The organism is Pseudomonas syringae (genome assembly GCF_023278085.1).
Classification (GTDB): Bacteria; Pseudomonadota; Gammaproteobacteria; order Pseudomonadales; family Pseudomonadaceae; genus Aquipseudomonas; species Aquipseudomonas syringae_Q.
Map to the genome: position 1 here is coordinate 3,829,970 of NZ_CP066265.1, position 22,963 is coordinate 3,852,932.

15 protein-coding genes and 2 pseudogenes are annotated in these 22,963 nt (G+C 59.7%); 3 read left to right on the top strand and 14 right to left on the bottom strand.

The annotated features are described in order from the left end of the window. Positions 1-183: 183 nt before the first annotated feature. Positions 184-597, top strand: coding sequence for a DUF4398 domain-containing protein (locus I9H07_RS17090; protein ID WP_024675660.1), 414 nt, complete (start codon positions 184-186; stop codon positions 595-597). Positions 598-655: 58 nt separating this feature from the next. Continuing rightward, the gene (locus tag I9H07_RS17095) at positions 656-1,438 is read left to right on the top strand and encodes an OmpA family protein (protein WP_002554755.1); all 783 of its coding nucleotides are present in this window, start codon (positions 656-658) and stop codon (positions 1,436-1,438) included. A 77-nt stretch (positions 1,439-1,515) separates the two neighbouring features. On the opposite strand, the gene I9H07_RS17100 is transcribed toward I9H07_RS17095, so the two are convergent. The 14 genes and pseudogenes from I9H07_RS17100 to I9H07_RS17160 all read right to left on the bottom strand — a co-directional run bounded on the left by I9H07_RS17100 (position 1,516) and on the right by I9H07_RS17160 (position 16,694). Further along, on the bottom strand, positions 1,516-1,836 hold the full coding sequence (locus I9H07_RS17100; RefSeq protein WP_024675661.1) for a hypothetical protein: 321 nt from the start codon (positions 1,834-1,836) through the stop codon (positions 1,516-1,518). Further along, positions 1,833-2,747 (bottom strand): alpha/beta hydrolase, encoded by a 915-nt coding sequence (locus I9H07_RS17105; protein ID WP_236423846.1) that lies wholly within the window; start codon positions 2,745-2,747, stop codon positions 1,833-1,835. The genes I9H07_RS17100 and I9H07_RS17105 overlap by 4 nt, the downstream gene beginning before the upstream one ends. Before the next feature lie 393 nt (positions 2,748-3,140). Then, positions 3,141-4,418 carry a flavohemoglobin expression-modulating QEGLA motif protein gene (locus I9H07_RS17110; RefSeq protein ID WP_058391760.1) on the bottom strand — a complete coding sequence of 426 codons (1,278 nt, stop codon included), beginning with the start codon at positions 4,416-4,418 and terminating at the stop codon, positions 3,141-3,143. Positions 4,419-4,556: 138 nt separating this feature from the next. Then, complete coding sequence (locus tag I9H07_RS17115) at positions 4,557-5,333, bottom strand: TetR/AcrR family transcriptional regulator (protein ID WP_236423848.1); 777 nt, start codon at positions 5,331-5,333, stop codon at positions 4,557-4,559. Positions 5,334-5,358: 25 nt separating this feature from the next. Beyond that, on the bottom strand, positions 5,359-6,861 hold the full coding sequence (gene lysS, locus I9H07_RS17120; protein WP_058824126.1) for a lysine--tRNA ligase: 1,503 nt from the start codon (positions 6,859-6,861) through the stop codon (positions 5,359-5,361). 69 nt (positions 6,862-6,930) lie between these two features. Continuing rightward, positions 6,931-8,026, bottom strand: a protein-coding gene (prfB, locus tag I9H07_RS17125) for a peptide chain release factor 2 (RefSeq protein ID WP_096059895.1) whose coding sequence is annotated in 2 segments (ribosomal slippage) — positions 6,931-7,953 and positions 7,955-8,026 — 1,095 coding nt in all. Because the reading frame shifts where the segments join, the coding sequence is not laid out codon by codon here. A gap of 116 nt (positions 8,027-8,142) precedes the next feature. Then, positions 8,143-9,147: a response regulator gene (locus I9H07_RS17130; RefSeq protein ID WP_024674721.1), complete on the bottom strand. Its 1,005-nt coding sequence runs from the start codon at positions 9,145-9,147 to the stop codon at positions 8,143-8,145. Positions 9,148-9,192: 45 nt separating this feature from the next. Then, positions 9,193-10,203: a chemotaxis response regulator protein-glutamate methylesterase gene (locus I9H07_RS17135; RefSeq protein WP_024674720.1), complete on the bottom strand. Its 1,011-nt coding sequence runs from the start codon at positions 10,201-10,203 to the stop codon at positions 9,193-9,195. After that, positions 10,200-12,002, bottom strand: a pseudogene (locus tag I9H07_RS17140) (hybrid sensor histidine kinase/response regulator); the annotation flags it as partial. The gene I9H07_RS17135 and the pseudogene I9H07_RS17140, both read right to left, overlap by 4 nt. Before the next feature lie 54 nt (positions 12,003-12,056). Further along, positions 12,057-12,560, bottom strand: a pseudogene (locus tag I9H07_RS25135) (Hpt domain-containing protein); the annotation flags it as partial. Next, positions 12,557-13,246: a chemotaxis protein CheW gene (locus I9H07_RS17145; protein WP_024674718.1), complete on the bottom strand. Its 690-nt coding sequence runs from the start codon at positions 13,244-13,246 to the stop codon at positions 12,557-12,559. The pseudogene I9H07_RS25135 and the gene I9H07_RS17145, both read right to left, overlap by 4 nt. After that, complete coding sequence (locus I9H07_RS17150; RefSeq protein WP_024674717.1) at positions 13,246-14,529, bottom strand: CheR family methyltransferase; 1,284 nt, start codon at positions 14,527-14,529, stop codon at positions 13,246-13,248. Before I9H07_RS17150 ends, I9H07_RS17145 begins: the two co-directional genes overlap by 1 nt. After that, a complete protein-coding gene (locus tag I9H07_RS17155; protein ID WP_024674716.1) occupies positions 14,526-15,062 on the bottom strand; it encodes a chemotaxis protein CheW in 537 nt (178 codons plus the stop codon). The genes I9H07_RS17150 and I9H07_RS17155 overlap by 4 nt, the downstream gene beginning before the upstream one ends. A 9-nt stretch (positions 15,063-15,071) precedes the next feature. After that, positions 15,072-16,694, bottom strand: a complete 1,623-nt coding sequence (locus I9H07_RS17160) for a methyl-accepting chemotaxis protein (protein WP_024674715.1) — start codon at positions 16,692-16,694, stop codon at positions 15,072-15,074. A gap of 286 nt (positions 16,695-16,980) precedes the next feature. Between I9H07_RS17160 and I9H07_RS17165 the strand changes: the two genes are divergently transcribed. Further along, positions 16,981-22,938, top strand: coding sequence for an NEL domain-containing protein (locus tag I9H07_RS17165; RefSeq protein ID WP_236423851.1), 5,958 nt, complete (start codon positions 16,981-16,983; stop codon positions 22,936-22,938). Positions 22,939-22,963 lie beyond the last annotated feature (25 nt).

Consider the following 22,963-nt stretch of genomic DNA (forward strand, 5'->3'; position numbering starts at 1 on the left):
CCTCGTAAACACGCTGAAAATTCCTGACCTGTCAGAAGAAATTTATCTGAACTATTCAAAAACCGCGCAGGTCGGAGCCATTAACCATTACAGGAAAGCCCGTATGGCAGCAGGCGGTTGTATGACCTCATGCCCGGACTTGATACACAAACTGTCATGGATAACCACGTTCGGAGTCAGACAATGGAGTTGATCACCATGAACACCCTCACTGCCAACAAAAAAACCACAGGCCTGCGCGGCTTGAAGCTCGCTGCACTGGCAATCGGCAGCACCTTCATTCTTGCCGGTTGCGCTGGCAACCCGCCGTCCGAGCAATACGCGGTGTCCCAATCCGCAGTCAACAGCGCTGTCAGCGCTGGCGGTACCGAGTTCGCAGCAGTGGAAATGAAGTCGGCTCAGGACAAGCTCAAAGAAGCTGACCTGGCGATGCAAGACCACAAGTACGACGAAGCCCGCAAACTGGCTGAACAAGCCGAGTGGGATGCTCGTGTGGCAGAACGCAAATCTCAGGCCGCCAAAGCTGCCAAGGCTGTGCAGGATGCTCGTCAGGGCGTCAACGAACTCCGTGAAGAAGGCCTGCGCCAGGTGCAGTGATTGCTCCGCCACCCTTCTGTTTTCATGAATTCGTAACTGATTAAAGGACGACTACATTATGCGTAAACAACTGATGATCCCTGCTCTGCTGGCCATGAGCGTTGCTTTGGCAGCCTGTGCAACCAAGCCAAACCCTAATCTGGAACAGGCGCGCAGCAACTTCACCGCGCTGCAAACCAACCCGGAAGCCACCAAAGTCGCGGCGCTGGAAACCAAAGACGCCAGCGAGTGGCTGGCCAAGGCTGAACAGGCTTTCCGTAACGACGACGACGTCAAGAAAGTTGACCAGCTGTCTTATCTGACTAACCAGCGCGTAGAACTGGCCAAGCAGACCATCGCTCTGCGCACGTCCGAAGCCGCTCTGCAAAACGCTTCTGCTGACCGTGCCAAAGCCCGTCTGGAAGCCCGTGACGCTCAGATCGCGGCCCTGAAAAACAGCCTGAATGCCAAGCAGACCGAACGCGGTACGCTGGTGACTTTCGGTGACGTGCTGTTCGACTACAACAAGGCCGATCTGAAGCCTACCGCTCAGGGCGACATTGGCAAACTGGCTGCCTTCCTGCAGGAAAACCCGGACCGTAAAGTGATCGTCGAAGGCTATACCGACAGCACCGGTTCGGCTTCCTACAACCAGTCGCTGTCCGAGCGTCGCGCCAATTCGGTTCGCATGGCACTGGTACGCATGGGTGTAGACCCGGCGCGCGTTGTGACCATGGGTTATGGCAAGGAATACCCTGTTGCTGACAACACCAGCAACTCGGGCCGTGCCATGAACCGTCGTGTGGAAGTGACCATTTCCAACGACAACCAGCCTGTTGCACCACGCTCTTCGATGAAATAAGCGACTGAGCTGCTGCACCGAAGCCCCGCCTGCGCATACAGGCGGGGCTTTTTTATGTGCGAAGGTTTTTCAGCCGTTCATTGCTGGGGCGTCTGTTGGCCAATACAACGCACCGCCTGCCGGTGCGGGTTGATCAGCACCCCGGACAAGCCCTTTTGCGACGTATCGAACAGCACCAGCACGCCATCAATGCATTGCGCGACTTCGGCGGCAGGCGTTGCGGCAATCTTGTACTCCTCGCCCGGCACACTCTTGAGCAGCGTGAACTCACTCAGCAACAGCGCGTCTTCCGGCTTCGCGAAGTGCAGATAGCCGTAATACCACAGGCAACCGACCGTGCCGATAATCGCGCCAATGCCGCTCAGGATCATACCGTTGACGTTCCGGTCGTGGCTCATTGCGCTGGCGCTGTTGCAGGGGTTGAAGCTGGGGCTTGATCTGGATAGTTGGGCACTTCCGCCAGGCGACGCAGGCCATTGAAGTGTGTCGGGTCGTCCAGATAGCGCAGCATGACCTGACGCCAGAGCGGGTCGGCGAAGGTCTGCACGTGTTCGCCCCGGGTCAGTTGCAGGACACGCGGTGGCGGCGCGGCCTTGTACAGTTCGATGCCGTTGGCGAGTGGCACCAGGGTGTCGTCCATGCTGTGGAAGATCAGCATCGGCGTACCGGCCAGTTGCGGCAGGCCGTTGACCGCGCTGTCGGCATCCGGGATCAGCCATGACAGCGGGGTTTTCAAAGGCCAGGTCAGCCAGGAACTGCTCAGCGAGTTGCGCGCGACGCTGCGATAACTGGCGGGCACGCTGTCCAGCACCAGCGCCTTCACTCGGGCGCGTTCTTGCGGATGCTCTGACAGGTAATGCACTGCCAACGCACCACCGATGCTTTGCCCCAGTACCACAAGGGGTTTGCCTTGCACCTGAGGTGCAGTGTTCAGCCAGTCGAAGGCGGCTTGTACGTCCTGATAGATCGCCGGAAGGCTGGGCTCGCCCTGCGACTCGCCATAGCCACGATAATCAACCATCAGTACTTGATAACCCTGCTCGGGCAGCCACCAGACTCCGCCAAGATGCCACGCCAGATTGCCACCGTTACCATGCAGGTGCAGGACCGTGCCCTTGACGGGTACACCCTCTTTGGCAGGCAGCCACCAGCCACGCAGACGCGTACCGTCGGCGGCGGTGAGGCTCACATCCTGATACTGCAGGCGCGCCTTGTCCGGCGTGAACGGTACGCCACGTTCGGGATAGAACAGCATGGAGCTGCAGCCGGTGAGCGCGAGGATCAGGGTGAGGATGCCGAGCAGTTTCAAATGGGGCGTTCCTTGTGGGTTTGTGATTACCGACTCTTCTGCCACCTCTCGTTCCTCACGCTCCAGCGCGGGAATGTCTTTCGTGACGTTACGCGTCACACAGCAGTTCTGCGATGTCAGTGATGTTTGTTTTCGGCTCAAGGCACCTTTTCGCCCCTTTTCTCGTTCCCACGCTCCGCGTGGTAATGCATTTCGTGACGCTCTGCGTCACATTGCAGCCACGGGGCACCGTTTAATCCGGCCCTGGATACATCAGTGCCAAAGCTTGGGACTGTTTACGTTTGATACCGCGCAAGACTGCAGATTTGTGACGCGGAGCGTCACCCAATGCATGCCAACGCGGAGCATTGGCACGATAGTCAAAACAGACCTGCGTATAACGACGATCGAAGCCTACAAAATATTCGAGTAATCCGCCTCGATGCGGTCCAGGCTCAGGTGGTTGAGGAAGTTGGAGAAGCACATCCAGGCCGACAGGGCGTTCATGTCGCGGAACTGGTCGGGCAGGTATTTGGGGGCGACCACCAGGCCTTCATCCACCAGTTGCCGCAGGGTGCGCATGTCTTCCAGCGTGGTCTTGCCGCAGAACAGCAGGGGCACCTGTTCGAGCTTGCCCTTGCGCACGGCCAGCTGGATGTAGTTGTAGACCATGATGAAACCCTTCAGGTACGAAAGGTCTTTGGTGAACGGCAGCCCGTTCGGCACCGAGCCGCGGAACACTCGACTGGCATTGCCGTAGCTTTCCGACATGCCAAAGCCCTGCTCGCGATAGAACCCGAAAACATCCAGAAAATCAGCGCCCTGTTCGGCCATGTGAATGGCTCGCGTGCGGTTGGTCAGCTTGCGCAGGCGGCTGGGATAGGACGCGAAGGCGATGACTTCCATGAGTATCGCCAGGCCTTCCTGAGTGACAGTCGACGACGGCGGCCCCTTGGACAGGAAGGTACAGATCGGCTGGTTCTGCCCGTTGAGTGTGGTGCCGACATGTACCAGCCCCTCATGCACTTCCAGCGCACGCACGTCACGCTCGTTAAACATCGCGTCACTGCGGATCTTGATGTAATCGGCCCCCGCAGCGGCGTCGGCAACGATGCCGTCGGACTCGAAAACCCGGATGGTCTCTTCGGCCTCACCGAACACCCGGTTCAGGCGCGACTGCAACAAGCCCACTGCGTCTTTGGCCGTGAGGATTTTCGGTTCGTCCTTGAGGTCACCGCGCCCGGCGATGTTGTTCAGGTAATCCGAAAGCATCAGCCCGAGGTCGGCCAGCGTCGGGTCACCGGCGTGGAAGGCATCGGACGCCGAGCCGTAGAGTTCCTGAGAAATCAGCCCGAAATCCGACGTGCCACGCGCTTCGAGCATGCGCACCACCATGCGGTATTCCCGGCACATGCGGCGCATGATCTGCCCGACCGGGTTGAACTGCCCCAATTGACGCGTGACGTCGCGCTCGATGTTCTGAAACTCCTGCTTCAAGGCAGCCGAATCAAACCCCAACGGACGGCTCTCGTAATACGCGCGATTCACAGCAGGCAGCGCCTTACCATCGGCAGCCAGAAACTCCTGGCGAATGGTGTCGTCCCACTTCACTGCATCCAGAATGCGGATCGGTGTCTGTGCAACGACGATCCGATCCGACAACGCACGAATAGTCTGTTGATACTCGTCCACCGGGTACTCCTTGGCTGACGGGCTTTCGCCCTGATGCAGGTCGCGCACAAAAAATGCGTCACCTCTGGAAAAATATCTGAAAAGGCCGGATCGTCAAGGTAATCAGCGCCTTATCCATGCAAACGTGCAAGCAGCATCCTACTCTCGTAACGGCTGAGGCGTGCCCAGCACCAAGCGCAATTGACGCATGAGAATACAGAGCATTTCCTCATCCGCCTGACGCTCCGGCCCACGCAACAGGCCCTGGTACTCCATGCGGCGGATGAGCCCGGTCAATACTTGGGCATCCTGATGCGGCTGCAACGAGCCGATCACCTGGAAAAACTGACAACTGCCCTGCAACAGAATTTCCTGATGAGCCATTACCAACGGCGTCAGACGCGGGTTGATCAGCGCCTCGTGGTAAAACGCCTGCTCGGCGATCAGATAATCCCGACGAGTCAGCAACTGATGCCGAAGGTACTCCATCACCATACGCGCGATGTCATCGGCCAGTCGAAAGCGATCGGTCGGACTGCCGGAACTGCGGCTCATCATCTCGCGCAGGATCACTTCGGTGTTCTGCCAGAGCATGGCCAGGTAATCGGCACTGCGCTGCACATACTGGGCGAAGGCATCGGTCAGCAGGTCATTGATGTCCTTGAAATAGTAGGTCGTCGCCGACAACGGCACGCCAGCCTCGGTGGCCACTGCACGGTGGCGCACGGCCCGTACGCCGTCACGCACGACAATGCGCATGGCGGCATCCAGAATCACTTGCCTGCGCTGCTCACTGCCCTGGCGGGCGGTCTTGCGGCCCTGGTACTTGATACTTTTGGCTACGGCGCTTGCTACGCTGGCAGCGCCTTCTCTGGCGATGGTCAAAACAGCTTCCTTTTCAATGTCTTGAAAAAACCTTAAAAAAAAGCCGCCCATCGAAGGCGGCTGTTTTCTGTACCGGTTACGCTTGTGGGCGCATATGCGGGAAGAGGATCACATCCCGGATCGACGGTGAGTCGGTGAGCAGCATCACCAGACGATCAATACCGATCCCTTCACCCGCCGTCGGCGGCATGCCATATTCCAGCGCACGTACAAAGTCGGCGTCGTAGTGCATGGCTTCGTCATCACCGGCGTCCTTGTCGGCTACTTGTGCCTGGAAGCGTTCGGCCTGATCTTCGGCATCGTTGAGCTCGGAGTAGGCGTTGGCGATTTCGCGGCCGCCGATGAACAGCTCGAAACGGTCGGTGACGTTCGGGTTGTCGTCGTTGCGACGGGCCAGCGGCGACACTTCGAACGGGTACTGGGTGATGAAGTGCGGCTGCTCCAGCTTGTGCTCCACCAGCTCTTCGAAAATCATCACCTGCAATTTGCCCAGACCTTCGAAGCCCAGCACTTTCGCACCGGCCTTTTTGGCGATGGCGCGTGCCTTGTCGACATCCTGCAGATCGGCTGCGGTCAGCTCAGGGTTGTACTTGAGGATCGAATCGAACACCGACAGGCGCACGAACGGTTCGCCGAAATGAAACACCTTGTCGCCATAAGGCACGTCGGTGCTGCCCAGAACCAGTTCCGCCAGTTCGCGGAACAGTTCCTCGGTGAGGTCCATGTTGTCTTCGTAGTCAGCGTAGGCCTGGTAGAACTCGAGCATGGTGAACTCGGGGTTGTGCCGGGTCGAAACGCCTTCGTTACGGAAGTTGCGGTTGATCTCGAACACCTTTTCAAAACCGCCAACCACCAGACGCTTGAGGTACAGCTCAGGCGCGATGCGCAGGAACATTTCCAGGTCCAGCGCATTGTGGTGGGTTTCGAACGGTTTGGCTGCCGCACCGCCTGGAATGGTCTGCAACATCGGCGTTTCGACTTCGAGGAAGTCACGCTTCATCAGGAAGCTGCGGATGTGGGCGATGACCTGCGAGCGGACGCGGAAGGTTTCGCGCACGTCTTCGTTGACGATCAGGTCGACGTAGCGCTGGCGGTAGCGCTGCTCGGTGTCGGTCAGGCCGTGGTGCTTGTCAGGCAGCGGACGCAGTGACTTGGTCAGCAGGCGCACGCTGGTCATTTCGACGTACAGGTCGCCCTTGCCGGAACGCGCCAGCGTGCCTTCGGCAGCAATGATGTCCCCCAGGTCCCAGGTTTTCACCTCGGCCAGGGTTTCTTCAGGCAGGGTCTTGCGATTGACATAGACCTGAATGCGTCCGGTCATGTCCTGAATGACCATGAACGAGCCACGGTTGAGCATGATACGACCGGCAACCTTGACCGGAATCGCTGCCTCTGCCAGTTCTTCCTTGGTCTTGTCGACGTACTGTTTCTGCAAGTCGTTGCAGTAGCTGTCGCGGCGGAAGTCGTTGGGGAAGGCCTGACCCTTGGCACGGCCGGCAGCAAGCTTTTCCTTGCGCAAGGCGATCAGGGTGTTTTCTTCCTGTTGCAGGGCTTGCGGGTCGAGTTGTTGGTCGCTCATGTCTTTAGATATTCCATCACAGGTTCGCCCTCGCGTCGCGGCGAGGGGCTTGAGGTGTCGGCTGGCGGTTTACAGCCCTTGCTTGAGACTTGCGATCAGGTATTCGTCGATATCGCCGTCCAGCACCTTGTCGCAGTCGCTGCGTTCGATGTTGGTTCGCAGGTCCTTGATGCGCGAGGCGTCCAGTACATAGGAGCGAATCTGATGACCCCAGCCGATGTCGGATTTGGTGTCTTCAAGCGCCTGGGACGCTGCGTTGCGCTTCTGCACTTCCTGCTCGTACAAACGGGCCCGCAGCATTTTCATGGCGGTGTCCTTGTTCGCATGCTGGGAACGCTCGTTCTGGCAGCTGACCACCGTATTGGTCGGAACGTGGGTGATACGTACCGCCGAGTCGGTGGTGTTTACGTGCTGACCACCGGCCCCGGAGGAGCGGTAGGTGTCGATGCGCAGGTCCGACGGGTTGATGTCGATTTCGATGTTGTCATCGATTTCCGGCGAAACGAACACGGCCGAGAACGAGGTATGGCGGCGGTTGCCGGAGTCGAACGGGCTTTTGCGCACCAGGCGATGAACGCCGATCTCGGTGCGCAACCAGCCAAAGGCGTATTCGCCCTTGATATGCACGGTAGCGCCTTTGATACCGGCGACTTCACCGGCAGACAGTTCCATGATGGTGGCGTCGAAACCGCGCTTGTCGGCCCAGCGCAGGTACATGCGCAGCAGGATGTTGGCCCAGTCCTGCGCTTCGGTGCCGCCGGAACCGGCCTGGATGTCCAGGTAGGCGTTGTTGGGGTCCATCTCGCCGCTGAACATGCGACGGAATTCGAGCTTTTCCAGCGACGCACGCAGGCGCTCGACTTCGGCGGCGACGTCATCGACGGCAGCCTGGTCTTCTTCTTCAGCGGACATCAGCAGCAGGTCTTTGGCATCGACCAGCCCGGAAGACATTTCGTCGAGGGTTTCCACGATCTGCGCCAGCAGGGAACGCTCGCGCCCCAGTTCCTGGGCGTAGGCCGGGTTGTTCCAGACGTTTGGATCTTCCAGCTCGCGGTTTACTTCGGTCAGACGATCATGTTTGTGATCGTAGTCAAAGATACCCCCGAATGGTTTCGGAGCGTTCGGACAAATCCTTGATGCTGTTTAGGATCGGGTTGATTTCCATGGTAGGCAGCACTCGCAGGCGAAATTTTCAAAGCCGACGAGTATACCCCAGGCGCGGTAACGAAAGCAGCCCGTCGAGCGGGCCTTGTGCGGCCTATTTTAACGGTGCAGGAGGCTTCAGCCCATTGCCACCTGGTTACGTCCATTGTTCTTGGCCTGATAAAGCCCTTTGTCGGCGTCCAGAATCAACTGGCGACTGGTCATGTCCAGCTGCGGCGTTACGGTGGCAACGCCGATACTGATCGTCAGGCTCGACCCTGGCGTCGGCGCGATGTGCGGAATATTCATGCCCGCCACGCTTTGGCGCAGCTTCTCTGCCAGCAGGCGTGCACCGCCGGGTGAGGTATTGGGCAGCACCATCGAGAACTCTTCACCCCCGTAGCGTGCCGGCAGATCAGACGGACGACTGCAACTGTTACGGATGGCCTTGGCCACTTGCCGCAACGCTTCGTCGCCCTCCAGATGGCCGAAGTTATCGTTGTAGGCCTTGAAGTAGTCCACATCGATCATCAGCAGTGACAGCTGGGTCTGGTCACGTACCGCCCTTCGCCACTCCAGCTCCAGGTATTCATCGAAATGACGACGGTTCGACAGCCCGGTCAGGCCGTCGGAGTTCATCAGGCGCTGCAACACCAGATTGGTGTCGAGCAACTGCTGCTGGCTGACCCGCAAGGCGCGGTAGGCTTCATCACGCTGCAACAGCGTCATGTAAGAGCGTGAGTGGTAACGGATGCGCGCGACCAGTTCGATGTTGTCCGGCAGCTTGACCAGATAGTCGTTGGCACCGGCGGTGAACGCCGCGCTCTTGATCAACGGATCTTCCTTGGTGGAGAGCACGATGATCGGGATGTCGCGGGTCAGCGGGTTGCTGCGGTATTCACGCACCAGCGTCAAACCGTCCAGCCCCGGCATGACCAGGTCCTGAAGAATGACGGTCGGCTTGAGCTGCACGGCCTGGGCAACCGCCTGATGCGGATCGGCACAAAAATGGAAGTCGATCGAATCGTGACCGGCCAGACCACGCCGAACCGCCTCGCCAATCATGGCCTGATCGTCAACCAGCAGCACCATCGCATTGTTTTCGTCCGGGGCTTTGATGTCGTCCATTGGCCCATCATGCATAAAGTTTCTCCTGGTCTCCGACTGCCATCTGGATCAGTGGGTCAGTCATTGAATAAATACCTCGATCAAGCGAGGTGCAATAGCAGGCAGCGAGTGAATTTCAACGGCGGCATCAATCGCGGCGGCGGCCTTGGGCATGCCGTACACCGCAGAGCTGGCCTGATCCTGAGCGATGGTCAGAAACCCCCGCTCGCGCATGGCCTTGAGCCCCTGCGCACCGTCGCGACCCATGCCGGTCAGTAAAACACCCACGGCATCGCCCCCCCAATAACGGGTCACGCTCTCGAAGAACACGTCGATTGAAGGCCTGTATATTTCATTCACCGGTTCCGCGGTATAAGCCAACGTACCGTCTTTCAACAAACGAATATGGTGATTGGTGCCCGCCAGCAGCACGACACCGGGCTGCGGAGTTTCACCCTCGCGAGCCAGCCGGACCGGCACGCCGGAGACGGAACACAGCCAGTCGGCCATGCCGGCCGCGAACACCTGATCAACATGCTGCACCAGCACGATGGCTGGAGAGAAATTTGCCGGCAACGCTTTGAGCAGGACTTCCAGCGCAGCCGGGCCTCCCGCCGAAGAACCGATGGCCACCAGCCGTTCGCGCCTGGTTGTCTCGCGCATCGGCGAGGCCACAACCTGCTCGCGATTGCTGCGCTGGCCCATCAGCCATTCGATATTGAGCACCTTGCGCAACAGCGGCATGGCGGCCTCCTTAGGGTTGGGACCACCAATGGCCGGCGTGTCCACCACATCCAGCGCGCCATGGCCCATGGCTTCGAAGACGCGACGCATATTCTGCTCGCGATCAACCGTGACGATGACGATAGCGCACGGCGTTTCGGCCATGATCCGGCGCGTGGCCTCCACGCCATCCATCACCGGCATGATCAGGTCCATGAGGATCAGGTCCGGGATCTGCTCCCTGCAACGCTGTACCGCTTCGGCGCCATTGGCTGCCACCCAGACGATCTTGTGTGCGGGTTCAAAGGCCAGCGCTCGACGCAGGGCCTCGATGGCCATGGGCATGTCATTGACAATGGCAATCTTCATGCTTGTGCGTCCCCTATGAGTTCGGCGACAGCGTCTAGCAAGGCATCGTCATGGAAGCTGGCCTTGGCCAGATAATAGTCGGCTCCGGCGTCCAGGCCGCGACGCCGGTCTTCTTCGCGGTCCTTGTAGGAAACCACCATGACCGGCAGCGACTGCAAACGTGTGTCGCGGCGCAGCAGGGTCACCAGCTCGATGCCGTCCATGCGCGGCATATCGATGTCGGTGATAAGCAGGTCGAAGTCCTCGGCACGCAAGGCATTCCAGCCATCCATACCGTCCACCGCCACCGTCACTTCATAGCCACGGCCCACCAGCAACTTGCGCTCCAGTTCGCGAACGGTCAGCGAGTCATCGACCACCAGTACTCGTTTACGCGCCACATGATCCGTCTGACGATTGCGCCGGTCGATGCGTTCCAGCCGCCCGGTGTTCAGCAGTTTTTCAACTGAGCGCAGCATGTCTTCGACGTCGATGATCAGCACCACCGAGCCGTCATCGAGCAGCGCGCCCGCCGAAACGTCCTGAACCTTGCCCAGACGCGCATCCAGCGGCATGACCACCAATGTGCGCTCGCCGATGAAACGCTCGACGGCGACCCCATAAACTGCATCGCGCTCGCGGATCACCACGACCTTGAGCGCTTCTGCGGGATTCTGGGCAGGCGGCCGATTCAACAACTGGCTGGCCGAGACCAGACCGACATGGCGCTCTTCGTCCCAGAAATGCTGACGCCCTTCAAGCTGCACGATTTCATCGGGCTGCAAATCGCGCATACGTTCGATGTGGGCCAACGGGAAGGCATAAGCTTCGCCGCCCACCTCCACGACCAGACTGCGCACCACCGACAGCGTCAACGGCATTTCAATCCTGAAACGACTGCCCTCGCCCGCCCATTGCTGCAGCTCGACGCTACCGTGCAACTGGCGAACCATATGCTGCACAGCATCCAGGCCCACGCCACGTCCGGAAATCTGCGTGACCTTGTCACGCATGCTGAAGCCCGGCAGGAACAAAAAGCTCAACAGTTCCTCTTCACTCAACTGCTCGGCGGTTTCCAACGGCGAGAGTTTGCGCTCGACGATGCTTTGCCGCAGGCGCTCCAGGTCCACGCCGCCGCCGTCGTCGCTCAACTCGACCACCAGCAACCCGGCCTGGTGCGAGGCCTGCAAACGGATCAGGCCTTCGGCAGCCTTGCCCGCTGCAGCTCGCCGCTCGGGAGATTCGATACCGTGATCCACTGCATTACGCAGCAGATGGGTCAATGGCGCTTCGAGCTTTTCCAGCACGTCGCGGTCGACCTGGGTCTTTTCGCCTTCAATCTGCAAACGGACCTGTTTGCCCAGCTCGCGACCCAGATCGCGGACCATCCGTGCCTGACCGGTCAGCACATCCGCAAAGGGCCGCATGCGGCAGGCCAGCGCCGTGTCGTACAACAATTGAGCGCGTTGCGCCGACTGCCAGCCGAATTCATCCAGCTCAGCCGTCTGCTGCACCAGCACATGCTGTGCCTGGGACAGCAGACTGCGAGCGTCTTCAAGGGCTTTCTGTATATCGGCTGAGGGGCCTGCTTCGCCAAAACTGGCGCCCAGTACTTCCAGCGCACGGTCGCTGCTGCTCTGCAAACGCTTGAGGCGTTGCATGCCTGCCAGCAGCGGCTTGAGTCGTTGAGTCTCGACCAGCGATTTACTGGACATGTCGAGCAGCCCGTTCAGGCGCTCGGCGGTGACCCGCAGCACCCGCTCGCCACCTTCGACAGCCCGTCGCTCACGCAGCGGGGAGAAAGGGGCTTCCGGCTCAGGCACCGAGGCGCTCACCGAAGTGGCTGCCGCGGGCGCCTGTAACGCTGGATCAGCGAGCGCCGGTGCAGCGGCGGGTAGCGACCCCAACTGCTGCATCGCGATGGCCAGCAGCGGGTCTATCGACGGCTCCGCCAGTGGCGTCGTGAGCGTGCGCGCGGCACCTGCACCGGAAGCCAGGAGTGTATTGAGTCTGTCTACATAAGCGTCGATATCGGCCTGAGTGACACTGGCGCCGCCCGGCGTGGCAATCCGCATCAGCAGATCAGTGCCCGACAGCAGCGCATCGATGTGCTCGGGCTGTAAAAGCAGCCGTCCTTCCTGAGCGCTGACCAGGCAATCTTCCATGACATGCGCCACGCTGACGCCGAAATCGACGCCAACAATCCGTGCCGCGCCCTTGAGCGAATGCGCTGCACGCATGCAGGCTTCCAGTTGGTCCGCCTGGGTGGGGTTGCGCTCCAGCGCGAGCAGGCCTGCACTCAAGACCTGAGTCTGCGCATCGGCTTCCAGCGTGAACAGTTCAAACAACGAGGCGTCACGCATCTGATCTGGCGTCATGTAAGGCTCCGGTGAACCGCCGACAACAACTGATCTTCGTCCAGCCAGCGCAGGCTGCGACCCTGCCATTGCAGCACGCCCCGGGTGAAGCGCGCATTGGCATGCGTACCGGAAGCCGAGGCGGCTTCCAGTTCACGTTCATCAATGGCATGAATGCCATCGACCTCATCAACCGGCACGACCACCGGCCCGCCCTCGGCCGCGACGATCAGCATGCGCGGCACCACTCGCGCAGACGGGGAAGGCACAGCGTGGCTGTCCAGGCCGAGCAACTCGACCAGCGAGATGCACGCAACCAGCGCGCCGCGCACATTGGCGACACCGAGCATCGCACGCGAGCGCTGATGGGGCAGCGAGTGGATGGTCTGGTGCAGTGCAACCTCGGACAGGCAACGGGAAACCAGCCCCAGCCACTCGTCACCGAGGCGAAAGACCAGAATCGAACGGGTCTTGATGTCGCGCTGCAACACCGAACCCTGAAACTGCTCGTGGTGTTCCTGGGCCAGTGCATAGCGGTCCAGCAGGCGTGTGGCGGCTGCGGAATAAACCGCACAGTTGCGGCAGTGGATGTGCTCTGCCAGTAACGGGCAGGAACGGTCGCCATGAATGCCGATGCGGTTCCAGCAGTCGTCGATATCCTGCGCCTGATCATGGGTAAGGCTGGAAAAACCGGACTGGCCCGTCATCAATGGTTTCCTTGTTTATTCGTGCCACGTGCGGCACGTTCCTGCAAGCGTCGGGCTCCGGTACTGTCGCCCTGCGCGGCCAGCAACGCCGCCAGTTGCGCCAGCGATTCGCGATGCTGCGGTTGCAGGTACAACGCCTTGCGATAGAAAGCCTGAGCCTGAGCGACGCTGCCCGCCACTTCACTGAGCAAACCCAGCCAGTAGAAGACTTGTGCAACCGGCTCATACTGTTGCAGATAACGCTCACAGGCCGCTCGCGCTGCACTGCTGTTACCCTCGTTGGCAAGGTTCGCGATGCTGTCGAGCAGCGCTGACGCGTCCCCATTAGCGGCGGCAGCCGGTCTGGCGCTGGGGGCGAAGGCAGACGAATTGCGTTCGACGGGCCGCGGCGCAGCGGTTTTTGCGGGCGCTCTTGCCGGTGCGTCGGGCGTCGGGCGCAATGCCGTGGGCGCCGCAGTGATGCTGGCAGGTGCCGGGACAGTTCTGTCATGCAGCGCATGCCGGAAGGCGAACGAGTTCGCGATACCTATCGACCGCATGCCGATGGCGGCGAGCAGATTGCCCTCCGCCGGGCCGATAAACAGCAGGCCGTCTTCGCGGGTCAGTTGCTTGAGAACCTGAAACACCCGCTGCTGCGTCTGCTGATCGAAATAGATCACCAGGTTGCGGCAGAACACGATGTCGTAGGCAGCCTGGGTGGCCAGTTTCGGGTCCAGAAGATTGCCAGCCTGGAAATTCACGCAGGCACTTACCCGCTCGGCGATCTGGAAACCTTCTTTAATCGGGTCGAAATAGCGCTCGCGAAAACCCAGATCGCTGCCTCTGAACGAGTTTTTGCCGTAGATGCCACGCTCGGCCTTGGCAATGGACACCGGGCTGATATCGATGGCATCGACCTGGAACTGCCGGGCATCGACGCCGGCATCGAACAGCGCCATCACCATCGAATAAGGCTCCTCGCCGGTGGAGCACGGCAGGCTGAGAATCCGCAGCGGGCGCACACCGCCAAGACCGGTCACGCGCTCACGAGCCAGCTTACCCAGCGTAGCGAAGGATTCCGGATAGCGGAAAAACGAAGTTTCCGGGACGATCACCGCCTCGATCAGTGCCTGCTGCTCTTGCGGCGAGGTCACCAACAGTTGCCAGTAGGCGTTGCTGTCCGCGCAACCGACATGGGTGGCGCGCTGACGCAGTGCGCGTTCGATGATCGCTTCGCCAACCGACGTTACGTCGAGCCCGATACGGTCCTTGAGAAAGCTGAAGAAACGCGCGTCGTCGTTCATTGCGCATCCTCAAGCAGATCAAGACTGATGGGCGTCGCCGGAAACAACAGTTCACGGACCGGCTCGCTCAGCAGCTCGCGGACATGAATCCACTGCAGCAAACCCTGCTCATCCTCGCGAACCGGCCCCAGGTACGGCGCCAGGCGATTGTCCAGACCGTATTCCTTGAACTCGGACACCGGGCACCGCAACGTCTCGGTGGCCTGCTCCAGAATCAGACCCAGCAACGGTGCCGGATGCGTATCGTCGTGCCGATAATGCACCAGCACCATGCGCGTACTGGTCCGGGCACGCGCTGGCTGGCCGGAGTTAAGGGCGCTGATATCGATCACCGGCACGATTTCGCCCCGGTGAGCAAAAATCCCCGCCACCCAATGCGGCGCCCGGGCAATGGTCTTGAGCTTCACCCGTGGCAGGATTTCCGCAATCTCGGTTGCTTCCAGGGCATAGCGGTCTTCACCGATGCAAAACAGCAGGAAGAGCTTGTTGGCGATGACTGACGAATCGATGCGCCTCGGCGATTGCTCCTTCATGGTCGCAACTCAGACTTTGAAGCGCGATACGCCACTGCGCAAACCGACCGCGACCTGACTCAACTCGTCGATGGCGAAACTGGCTTGACGCAGTGAGTCGACGGTCTGGCTGCTGGCGTCGGCCAGTTGCACCAGCGCCTGATTGATCTGCTCGGCACCGGTGGCCTGCGCCTGCATCCCTTCGTTAACCATCAGTACACGCGGCGCCAGCGCCTGAACCTGATGAATGATTTGCGACAATTGTTCGCCGACCTGAGTGACTTCGAACATGCCACGGCGCACTTCTTCGGAAAACTTGTCCATGCCCATGACGCCAGCGGAGACAGCCGACTGGATCTCACGCACCATCTGCTCGATGTCGTAAGTGGCGACGGCGGTCTGGTCGGCCAGGCGCCGCACCTCGGTAGCCACCACCGCGAATCCGCGACCGTACTCGCCCGCCTTCTCGGCCTCGATGGCGGCGTTCAATGACAACAGATTGGTCTGGTCGGCGACCTTGACGATGGTCACTACCACCTGATTGATGTTGCCGGCCTTTTCATTGAGGATCGCCAGCTTGGCATTGACCAGATTGGCCGCGCCCATTACCTGATGCATGGTGTCTTCCATGCGCGCCAGACCCTGTTGCCCCGAGCCCGCCAGCGTCGACGCCTGATCGGCAGCCGACGTGACTTCGGTCATGGTGCGCACCAGGTCACGCGATGTCGCGGCAATTTCGCGCGACGTCGCACCGATTTCTGTGGTGGTCGCAGCGGTTTCGGTAGCGGTGGCCTGCTGTTGACGCGACGTGGCGGCAATTTCGGTGACCGAGGTGGTGACCTGCACTGAAGAACGCTGGGCCTGTGCCACCAGCGCGACCAGTTCGGTCATCATGTCGTTGAAGCCGGTTTCAACCGTATTGAATTCATCCTTGCGAGCCAGGCTGAGACGCGTGCTCAGGTCGCCGGTGCGCATGGTGTCGAGAATGCGCACGATGAGCTGCATCGGTGACATGATCGAGCGCATCAGCAGCAGACCGCAGGCGGCAGAAGCCATGATCGCGACCAGCAGGGAGAAGATCATGCTGATCTTGGCTGCCAAGACGGCATCGACGATATTGTTGGTCGCCTCGTCAGCCAGTTTTTTATTGGCAACAATGAGGTCGTTGAGCTGCTTGCGGCCTGCAAGCCACACCGGATTGACATCACCGAAGAGTTCGGCGCGTGCGCCCGCGTAGTCACCGCGATCATATTTGACCAGCACTTCGTCGAGCATGCGGGAGTAGCTTTCGCGACGCTTTTCAAAAAGCGTAAAGCTGTCTCTGTCTTCCTTGTCGAAGATGGACTTCTTGTACCCGTCCATCTGCGCCTGCAGGTTCTCGTCAAAACCCTGATACTGGTCTTTTTCCTGTTTGGTCAACGGACGTGCCGCACCTTCGGAAATCAACTCCAGCGTGCGAATATAGCTTTCACCCCACGCGCTGCGGACCAGCGTGCTGTAGTAAACGCCTGGCAGCGCGTCGAGGCGAACCTGCTCTTCACTGGACTCGATGGACAACAGCCGGGAATAAGACACAACAACCATCAGTAGCATGATGGCGATGATGACGGCAAAGCTCGCCAGAATCCGTTGGCGCAAGGTCCAGTTCTTCACAGTCATCCCTCAAGAGTTCAACAACGGCGTCAGCCGTGTTCAAGATGCAGACCGACATGCGGTCCAGGCGGCGTGAGTATAGCCCAGCCTTGAATGGCCGCGCGGGCGAGACGAGAATCAGCTCGTCAGGCCGGACTAATCGCACACTTCTATTAGTGTCGGCAACGGTGCGCACTACTTGAGCACCCCATACAACGAATAAGCAACGTCCATAAATAGTTAGCACTTGTGGGGGGAATCACGCACGTAAGCTTCGTCGCCTGTTCATTCACGACAAGGCACTTCGATGCTCGGTTCATTACGGTCGGACGACGCTCCGACAACCCCTCATGTGCAACATATAAAAGACAAGACACCCGACTGGCTGCTTCAGGCCGGCCCCGCCGTCCACGCAACCTTGCGCAAGGCCTCCGGGCGTGCGCCGCAATGGCTGACCAACGCTCGCATATCCAGTCCCGGGCAGCTTGAAGAGCTGCAACGGCTGTACGCCGAGCACCGTAGCAACGAGCAAAAGGTCCGTCCGACACTGGACCGCCTTGCTACCCTGCAAGACTTCGCACGGCCCTTGCTGACAGCCGCCATCAAGGACCGCTTCGGACTGGATGTCGACGTGAGCAATACCTGGCTGTTTCACGCGAGTCGGGCCAAGGTCGATCAGGCGTTCGGTTCGGCGTCCAAAGACCCGATAACTCAGGCCAATATTGCACTGAGAGCGGCCTGTCAGACATTGCTCAACGCCGCTCTGCAGAACTTCGAAGCCTGGGAAACAGCACCGGGAGCGATGGACTCGGACACTGGCATCAAAGCCGAAGTGTTTTCGTCTTTCGATATCTTGGGCAACTCCATTCAGGGCAAGTCCTTGCCGGTGTCCCCTGCCGGATTCGCAACGCTGTGCCGCGAACTGGATCTGGGCGGCAAGTATCAGGAACATCTCAAATCCGTCTTCAGTGCTCCCTCGACGCCCGACGAAACTTCAGACGCGGCGGCATCGAGACTGCGCACGAACTTCATGCAACTGGAGTCCTCTTCCATCAGGCTCCAGTTGCAGATTGCCGCGTTTCAGGAACTGGTCAGCGCCCCCTTACAGGCCGCGTTACTGCAGATTCTCGATGGCAGACAAAACGTGCTGCTTGATAACACGCCGGTCAAGTGCAGCGTGCTGTGCCTGGGGGATGTCGAGCTTAACGGCCTCTTTGTTTTTGGCAAAGACCGGAACAGCGCAACCGGCCTGGAAAAAATTGTCGTCTACATACCGGACGATCCCGTCGCACCGCTGAAAGAATACGACTCGGTCGAGGTGTTCATAAACTCGCTGCGCGAGCGAATGTTCGTCAAAGGGTACTTGAACTTCTTCAAACGCTTCATACCGGCGCGTCATCGAAATGAAGTACTTGAGCAACTGTTCGAACGCCTGCACCCCAAGGTCAAGAAAGGTGGCTTTTTCGAGGGCCAGTGGCTGCAGCGTGAAGAAGATCGAAACGCCCGACTGCACCTGAGAGAAACCCCGCTGGACAGTCCTTTGCTGGACGAGCTGTACGATCGCAAACGGGCCGTGCTGCGCGATGATGCCTTGTTTCAGGGGGTGCCTACCGCGGACGAGGACCAGAAGACGTTCGACGAACGCGTGCAGTACTTCACGAGCAAGGCGATGGACGTCCTGAACATCGCAAGCTTTGTGGTTCCGGTATTGGGTGAAGTGATGCTGGCTGTGACTGCCGTGCAACTGATCCATGAAGTGTATGAGGGCGTAGAAAGCTGGGCGAAAGACGAGCAACAGCAGGCGTTCGCTTACCTGTTCGATGTGGTAGAGAACATTGCCCTGATTTCAGCGCTCGGCGCTGCGGGGGCCACAGGCGCTGGCATTCCAGCGCTGCAAGTGCCCGAGTTTGTCAACGGTCTCAAAACCGTGGAGCTGTCGGACGGCGCGACACGCCTGTGGAAGCCCGACCTGACCCCCTTCGCTCATGACATCGTGCTGCCGGACGGCTTGAAGCCAGACGCCGAAGGCCTGTACACATGGCAAGGCAAGCAATGGCTGCCGCTTGAAGGACGAACCTATTCCGTCAAACCCGCCACGACCGGCGATGGCTATTTGATAGAACACCCGAGCCGCCCGAACAGCTACCAGCCCGCCTTGCGGCACAACGGTGCGGGCGCCTGGCTGCATGAACTGGACCAGCCGCTGGAAATGGAGGGCCTGACCCTGTTTCGCCGACTGGGCTATTCCAGCGAAGCGTTTTCCGACACGACAGCCAGACACTTGCTCAAGGTCAGCAACACCTCCGAGTCAGCAATGCGCCAGGCACTGACCGATCAGGTCCGCCCGCCCGCACTGCTCGAAGACACCGCGCGCCGGTTCCGGCTGGACCAGCAAATCGATCGTTTCATTGAGCAGATGGCAGCAAACGACACGAATGCCTCGGCCTCTCTTCAACTTGAACTGCTGAGCCAGGACCCTCGCTGGCCAAGTACCCGTGCGCTGACGCTGGTGGATGCACAAGGCAGCGCCATTCAGACCTTCCCTCCGGCACAAGAGGCGGTCGCGCGTGACAGCCTTACGATTCGTGCCGACCAGCCGGATGCCTTGCGTCAGGCGCTGGAACAGTTGAGCAACCTCGAAATCCAGAACCTGCTCGCCGAAGAGTTCGGCGCGGGTAAGCTGAGTATGTCGTCGCGGCTGAGCACGCTGCGCGCACAGTTGACGGCTAGCGCTCGGGCGACCAGAGCCTGGCTGTTCGAATCACATTACCGCGCGCTCGACGTCACCGATACAGACGCAGCGCAGACCATCCAGACGGCGTTCTCCGGATTACCGTCCGTGGTCGTACAGGAATTGACCAGCCATGCAACCCCGCAAGAACTGGCTCAACTGACAACGGAACGCCGCGTACCGTTGCGCATTGCCGAAGAGGCCAGCGTCTATTTGCAGCAGGTACGACTGGCAAGAGCCTATGAAGGGCTTTACTTGAAATCGGTCTCCAGTGCCGATACCGACTGCCTTGCGCTGCATAGCCTTGAAGCCCTGCCGCAGTGGCCCTCCCAGGTCAGGCTGGAAGTGCACAATCGCTTTTTCGGTGGCACGCTGATCGACAGCATCGGGCCGCAGGATGCGCCGATTCGCAAGGTGCTGATAAAGGATGGCGACCGCTACGAGGCCCGTGACGCCGACGACCAGCATCTGCATGGTCTGGATAATCTGTACTCATCCGTGCTTCACGCGCTGCCAGACGCCGAACGCAACCAATTGGGCTTCGCTCACACCGGGCAGGGGCCAGCGCTGGCGACTGTTGTTCAGAACAACCCTCTGCCACGCCAGAGCCTCGCCCCCTTGCTGAAAATGCAGGCGATCAAACCCGGCTCCAGATCGCCCATGCGCCTGGCCGACGGCCGTCTGGGTTACCCGTTGAGCGGTCGCGGCACGACCGACTGGCACATGACCGACGAAAGCCTGATCGACAAGATCCGTACACTGGAGCTGGAAGACGCGTTCCCGGAGGACATCCTCAACCGCCTGCGTCACACCGGCTGGAACAACAGGGAAATCGACCAGCGACTCAACATTCTGCTGGGCGAGCAACTGGACCTGCGAGCAAGCCTGGTTGCCTGGACCGACGAAATCATCACGTTGCCACCTATGAGTCAGGCGCATATAGACAGCCGCGAGCGCATCAGCGAAGCGATCTGGAGCCACTGGCGCCTCAACAATCTGCCCGAGATCGGGCGGACTTTCGAACCACTGCGCCTGCAATACGTGTCGCTGACCGATTTCCCCCGGTTTCTGCCAGATTTCGTCTATGCCCGCGTTACCGGAATGCACCTGGAAAATATCTCGATCGAAGCCCGAGCGGGTTCCGGCACCGCGGTGACGCCACCTGTGGACATGAATCTGCCTCGCCAACTGACCAACAGTTTCGAGCTTGGGCATTTCCTGCAACGTTTTCCCAACCTGCGATCGCTGAATATGATCAGTGAGCCCAGCGCCGGACTCGACCCGCAATCCTCGGGCTTTATCAACCTGCCCCAGTGGGTGTCCAGCATGCAGCCCCAGCTTGTCGAACTTGGGCTGATCAACCAGGGAATCTTCCTCGACCAGATGCAGATGGGCCACTTTCGCAGCATGCCTGATCTGAAAACGCTGGACCTCAGCGGCAATCGAATCGTCAGCCTGCTGCCCATGGACCTGAACTGGCTGAATCTGGATCGACTGGTGCTGGAGCGAGTCGGCATGCACCGCTGGCCTTCGTGGCTGAGCGACCTGGTCCCGAACAACGTTCGCGAGCTCTCGGTGGCGCACAACAACCTGACGGAACTGCCGGGCTGGATTCTCGACAATCCAGCCAGCACCGGTAATCAGACCTTGATCGATTTGCGCGGCAACAGTCTTTCCCGGCACTCCGCGATACAGGCACGCATCAGTGAGTCAGTACCCGGTCGCTCCTTCCGGTTTGTCATGGATACGCCGCTGGCAGTGCAGGCCGCCGTGAACATGCAATTGCTGCAGGGCGCCGAACTGGTTGCAACGCTCGATCAATGGACCAACGCATCAAGTTCGCTGGCCGTTCCCGGCGAGCAGACCGTCGAAGCACGACGCCAGATCGGCACATTGCTGATTAATCACTGGCGAAACTTCAGCCTGGGGCAGATTCACAACCCGCTGCGTCTTGCCGACATCGCACTGGTCGATTTCCCGCGCCATCTGCCAGAGTTTTTCTATCGCCAGGTGCGCCACTTGCACTTGAGCAGAATCACCGGAACGGCATCTGATCTCGACCAGTTACTGCGGCCAATGACAGAACTCGCCTCGCTGGAAATGAACGGACATGTCATCCCGCTTGGGCAGCTGCCACAAGCCCTGCTGGAACTCAGGTCCTTACGCTCGCTGATCCTTAACGATCAGGGGCTGTTGATCAATCAACAGCACATCGATTTCCTCAGTCGCATGCCAACGCTTGAACGACTGGAACTGGATAACAACCGGCTGGGGAGCATCGACAGCCTGTCAGGCCTGCGAAACACCGCATTGAACTGGCTATCGCTGAACGGAGTCGGGATGAGCGAATGGCCGGCCTGGCTGGATGACCTCGTTCCAGGGCCGCTGAGGACGCTCCTGCTGGAAAGCAATCTGCTCACCGAATTGCCGGAAAACCTTCTTGCCAATCCCGAAAGCCAGTCACACCTGGAGATCAGCCTGCTGAACAATCCGCTTTCCGAAACCACCATGCGCCTTGCGCAGATGTCAGAGCGTTACGGGCGCGCATACACCTTTGACATGGACCTGCCGCCTGAACTCGCGACGGAGTGGAGGGAAAACCCCGACTCCGACGAATCGTTGTCGGACTACATGTCCAGCGAAAGTCGCTCTACCACCCCGGAGCCGGTCACTGTCGAGCCCTGGCTGGATGATTCCAACCCGCTGAATGCCGAGCGCCGGCAGACATGGGAACACCTTGAAGCACAAGGCAACGCGAGCCACCTCCTGGAACTGATCGGTTCGCTGCGCCACAGCGCCGATTATCGCAATACTGCCAATCGGGCCGCCTTGCAGGAACGGGTCTGGCGAGTGCTGACAACCGTGAGTCAGGACGCGCAGTTACGCATGACGCTCAACGCAATTGCCGAAGAACCGCTGAGGCTGTTTCGCAATAACAACACCTGTCCAGACGGAATCCTTCTGGAGTTCAACCAGATGGAAGTGCTGGTGTTCACCCGTCAGACCTTGCAGGACGTGGTGCCCGAACAGCGCGGCGCATCGCTCTACCGGTTGACTACACGACTTTATCGCTTGTCCGAGCTCGACACCGCGGCCCGCGAACAGGCCGGAAACAGAGACGAAGCCGAAGTCCGTCTGGCTTATCGTACGCACTGGGCAAACGCGCTGGACTTGCCTGTGCCACCTGAAGGCATGCTGTTCGAAGCCCATGCTGCCATTCAGCCTGGAGAGTTCGATACAGCCCTTCTTCGCGTGCAGAACGGAGAACAAGGCGAGCCGTTTCTGCGTTTTGCCGCGCAGCAGGATTATTGGGTCAGTTATCTGCGGGAAGCACACTCAGGCCGATTCGAAGCACTCGAACGCATCTACAGAACCGATCTGACGCGGCTGACCGATGAGTTCGAGCAACGCGATGTCAGTCTGGACAGTGCGGAATATGAAGGACGAATTCGAGAGTTCGAGACGCACTTTAAAGATCAGCAAACAGCGCTGATCAGGGAACTGACCAACGCAGAGGGACTGGAACATCATTGATCAATCGGGTCGCCTGACATCGACG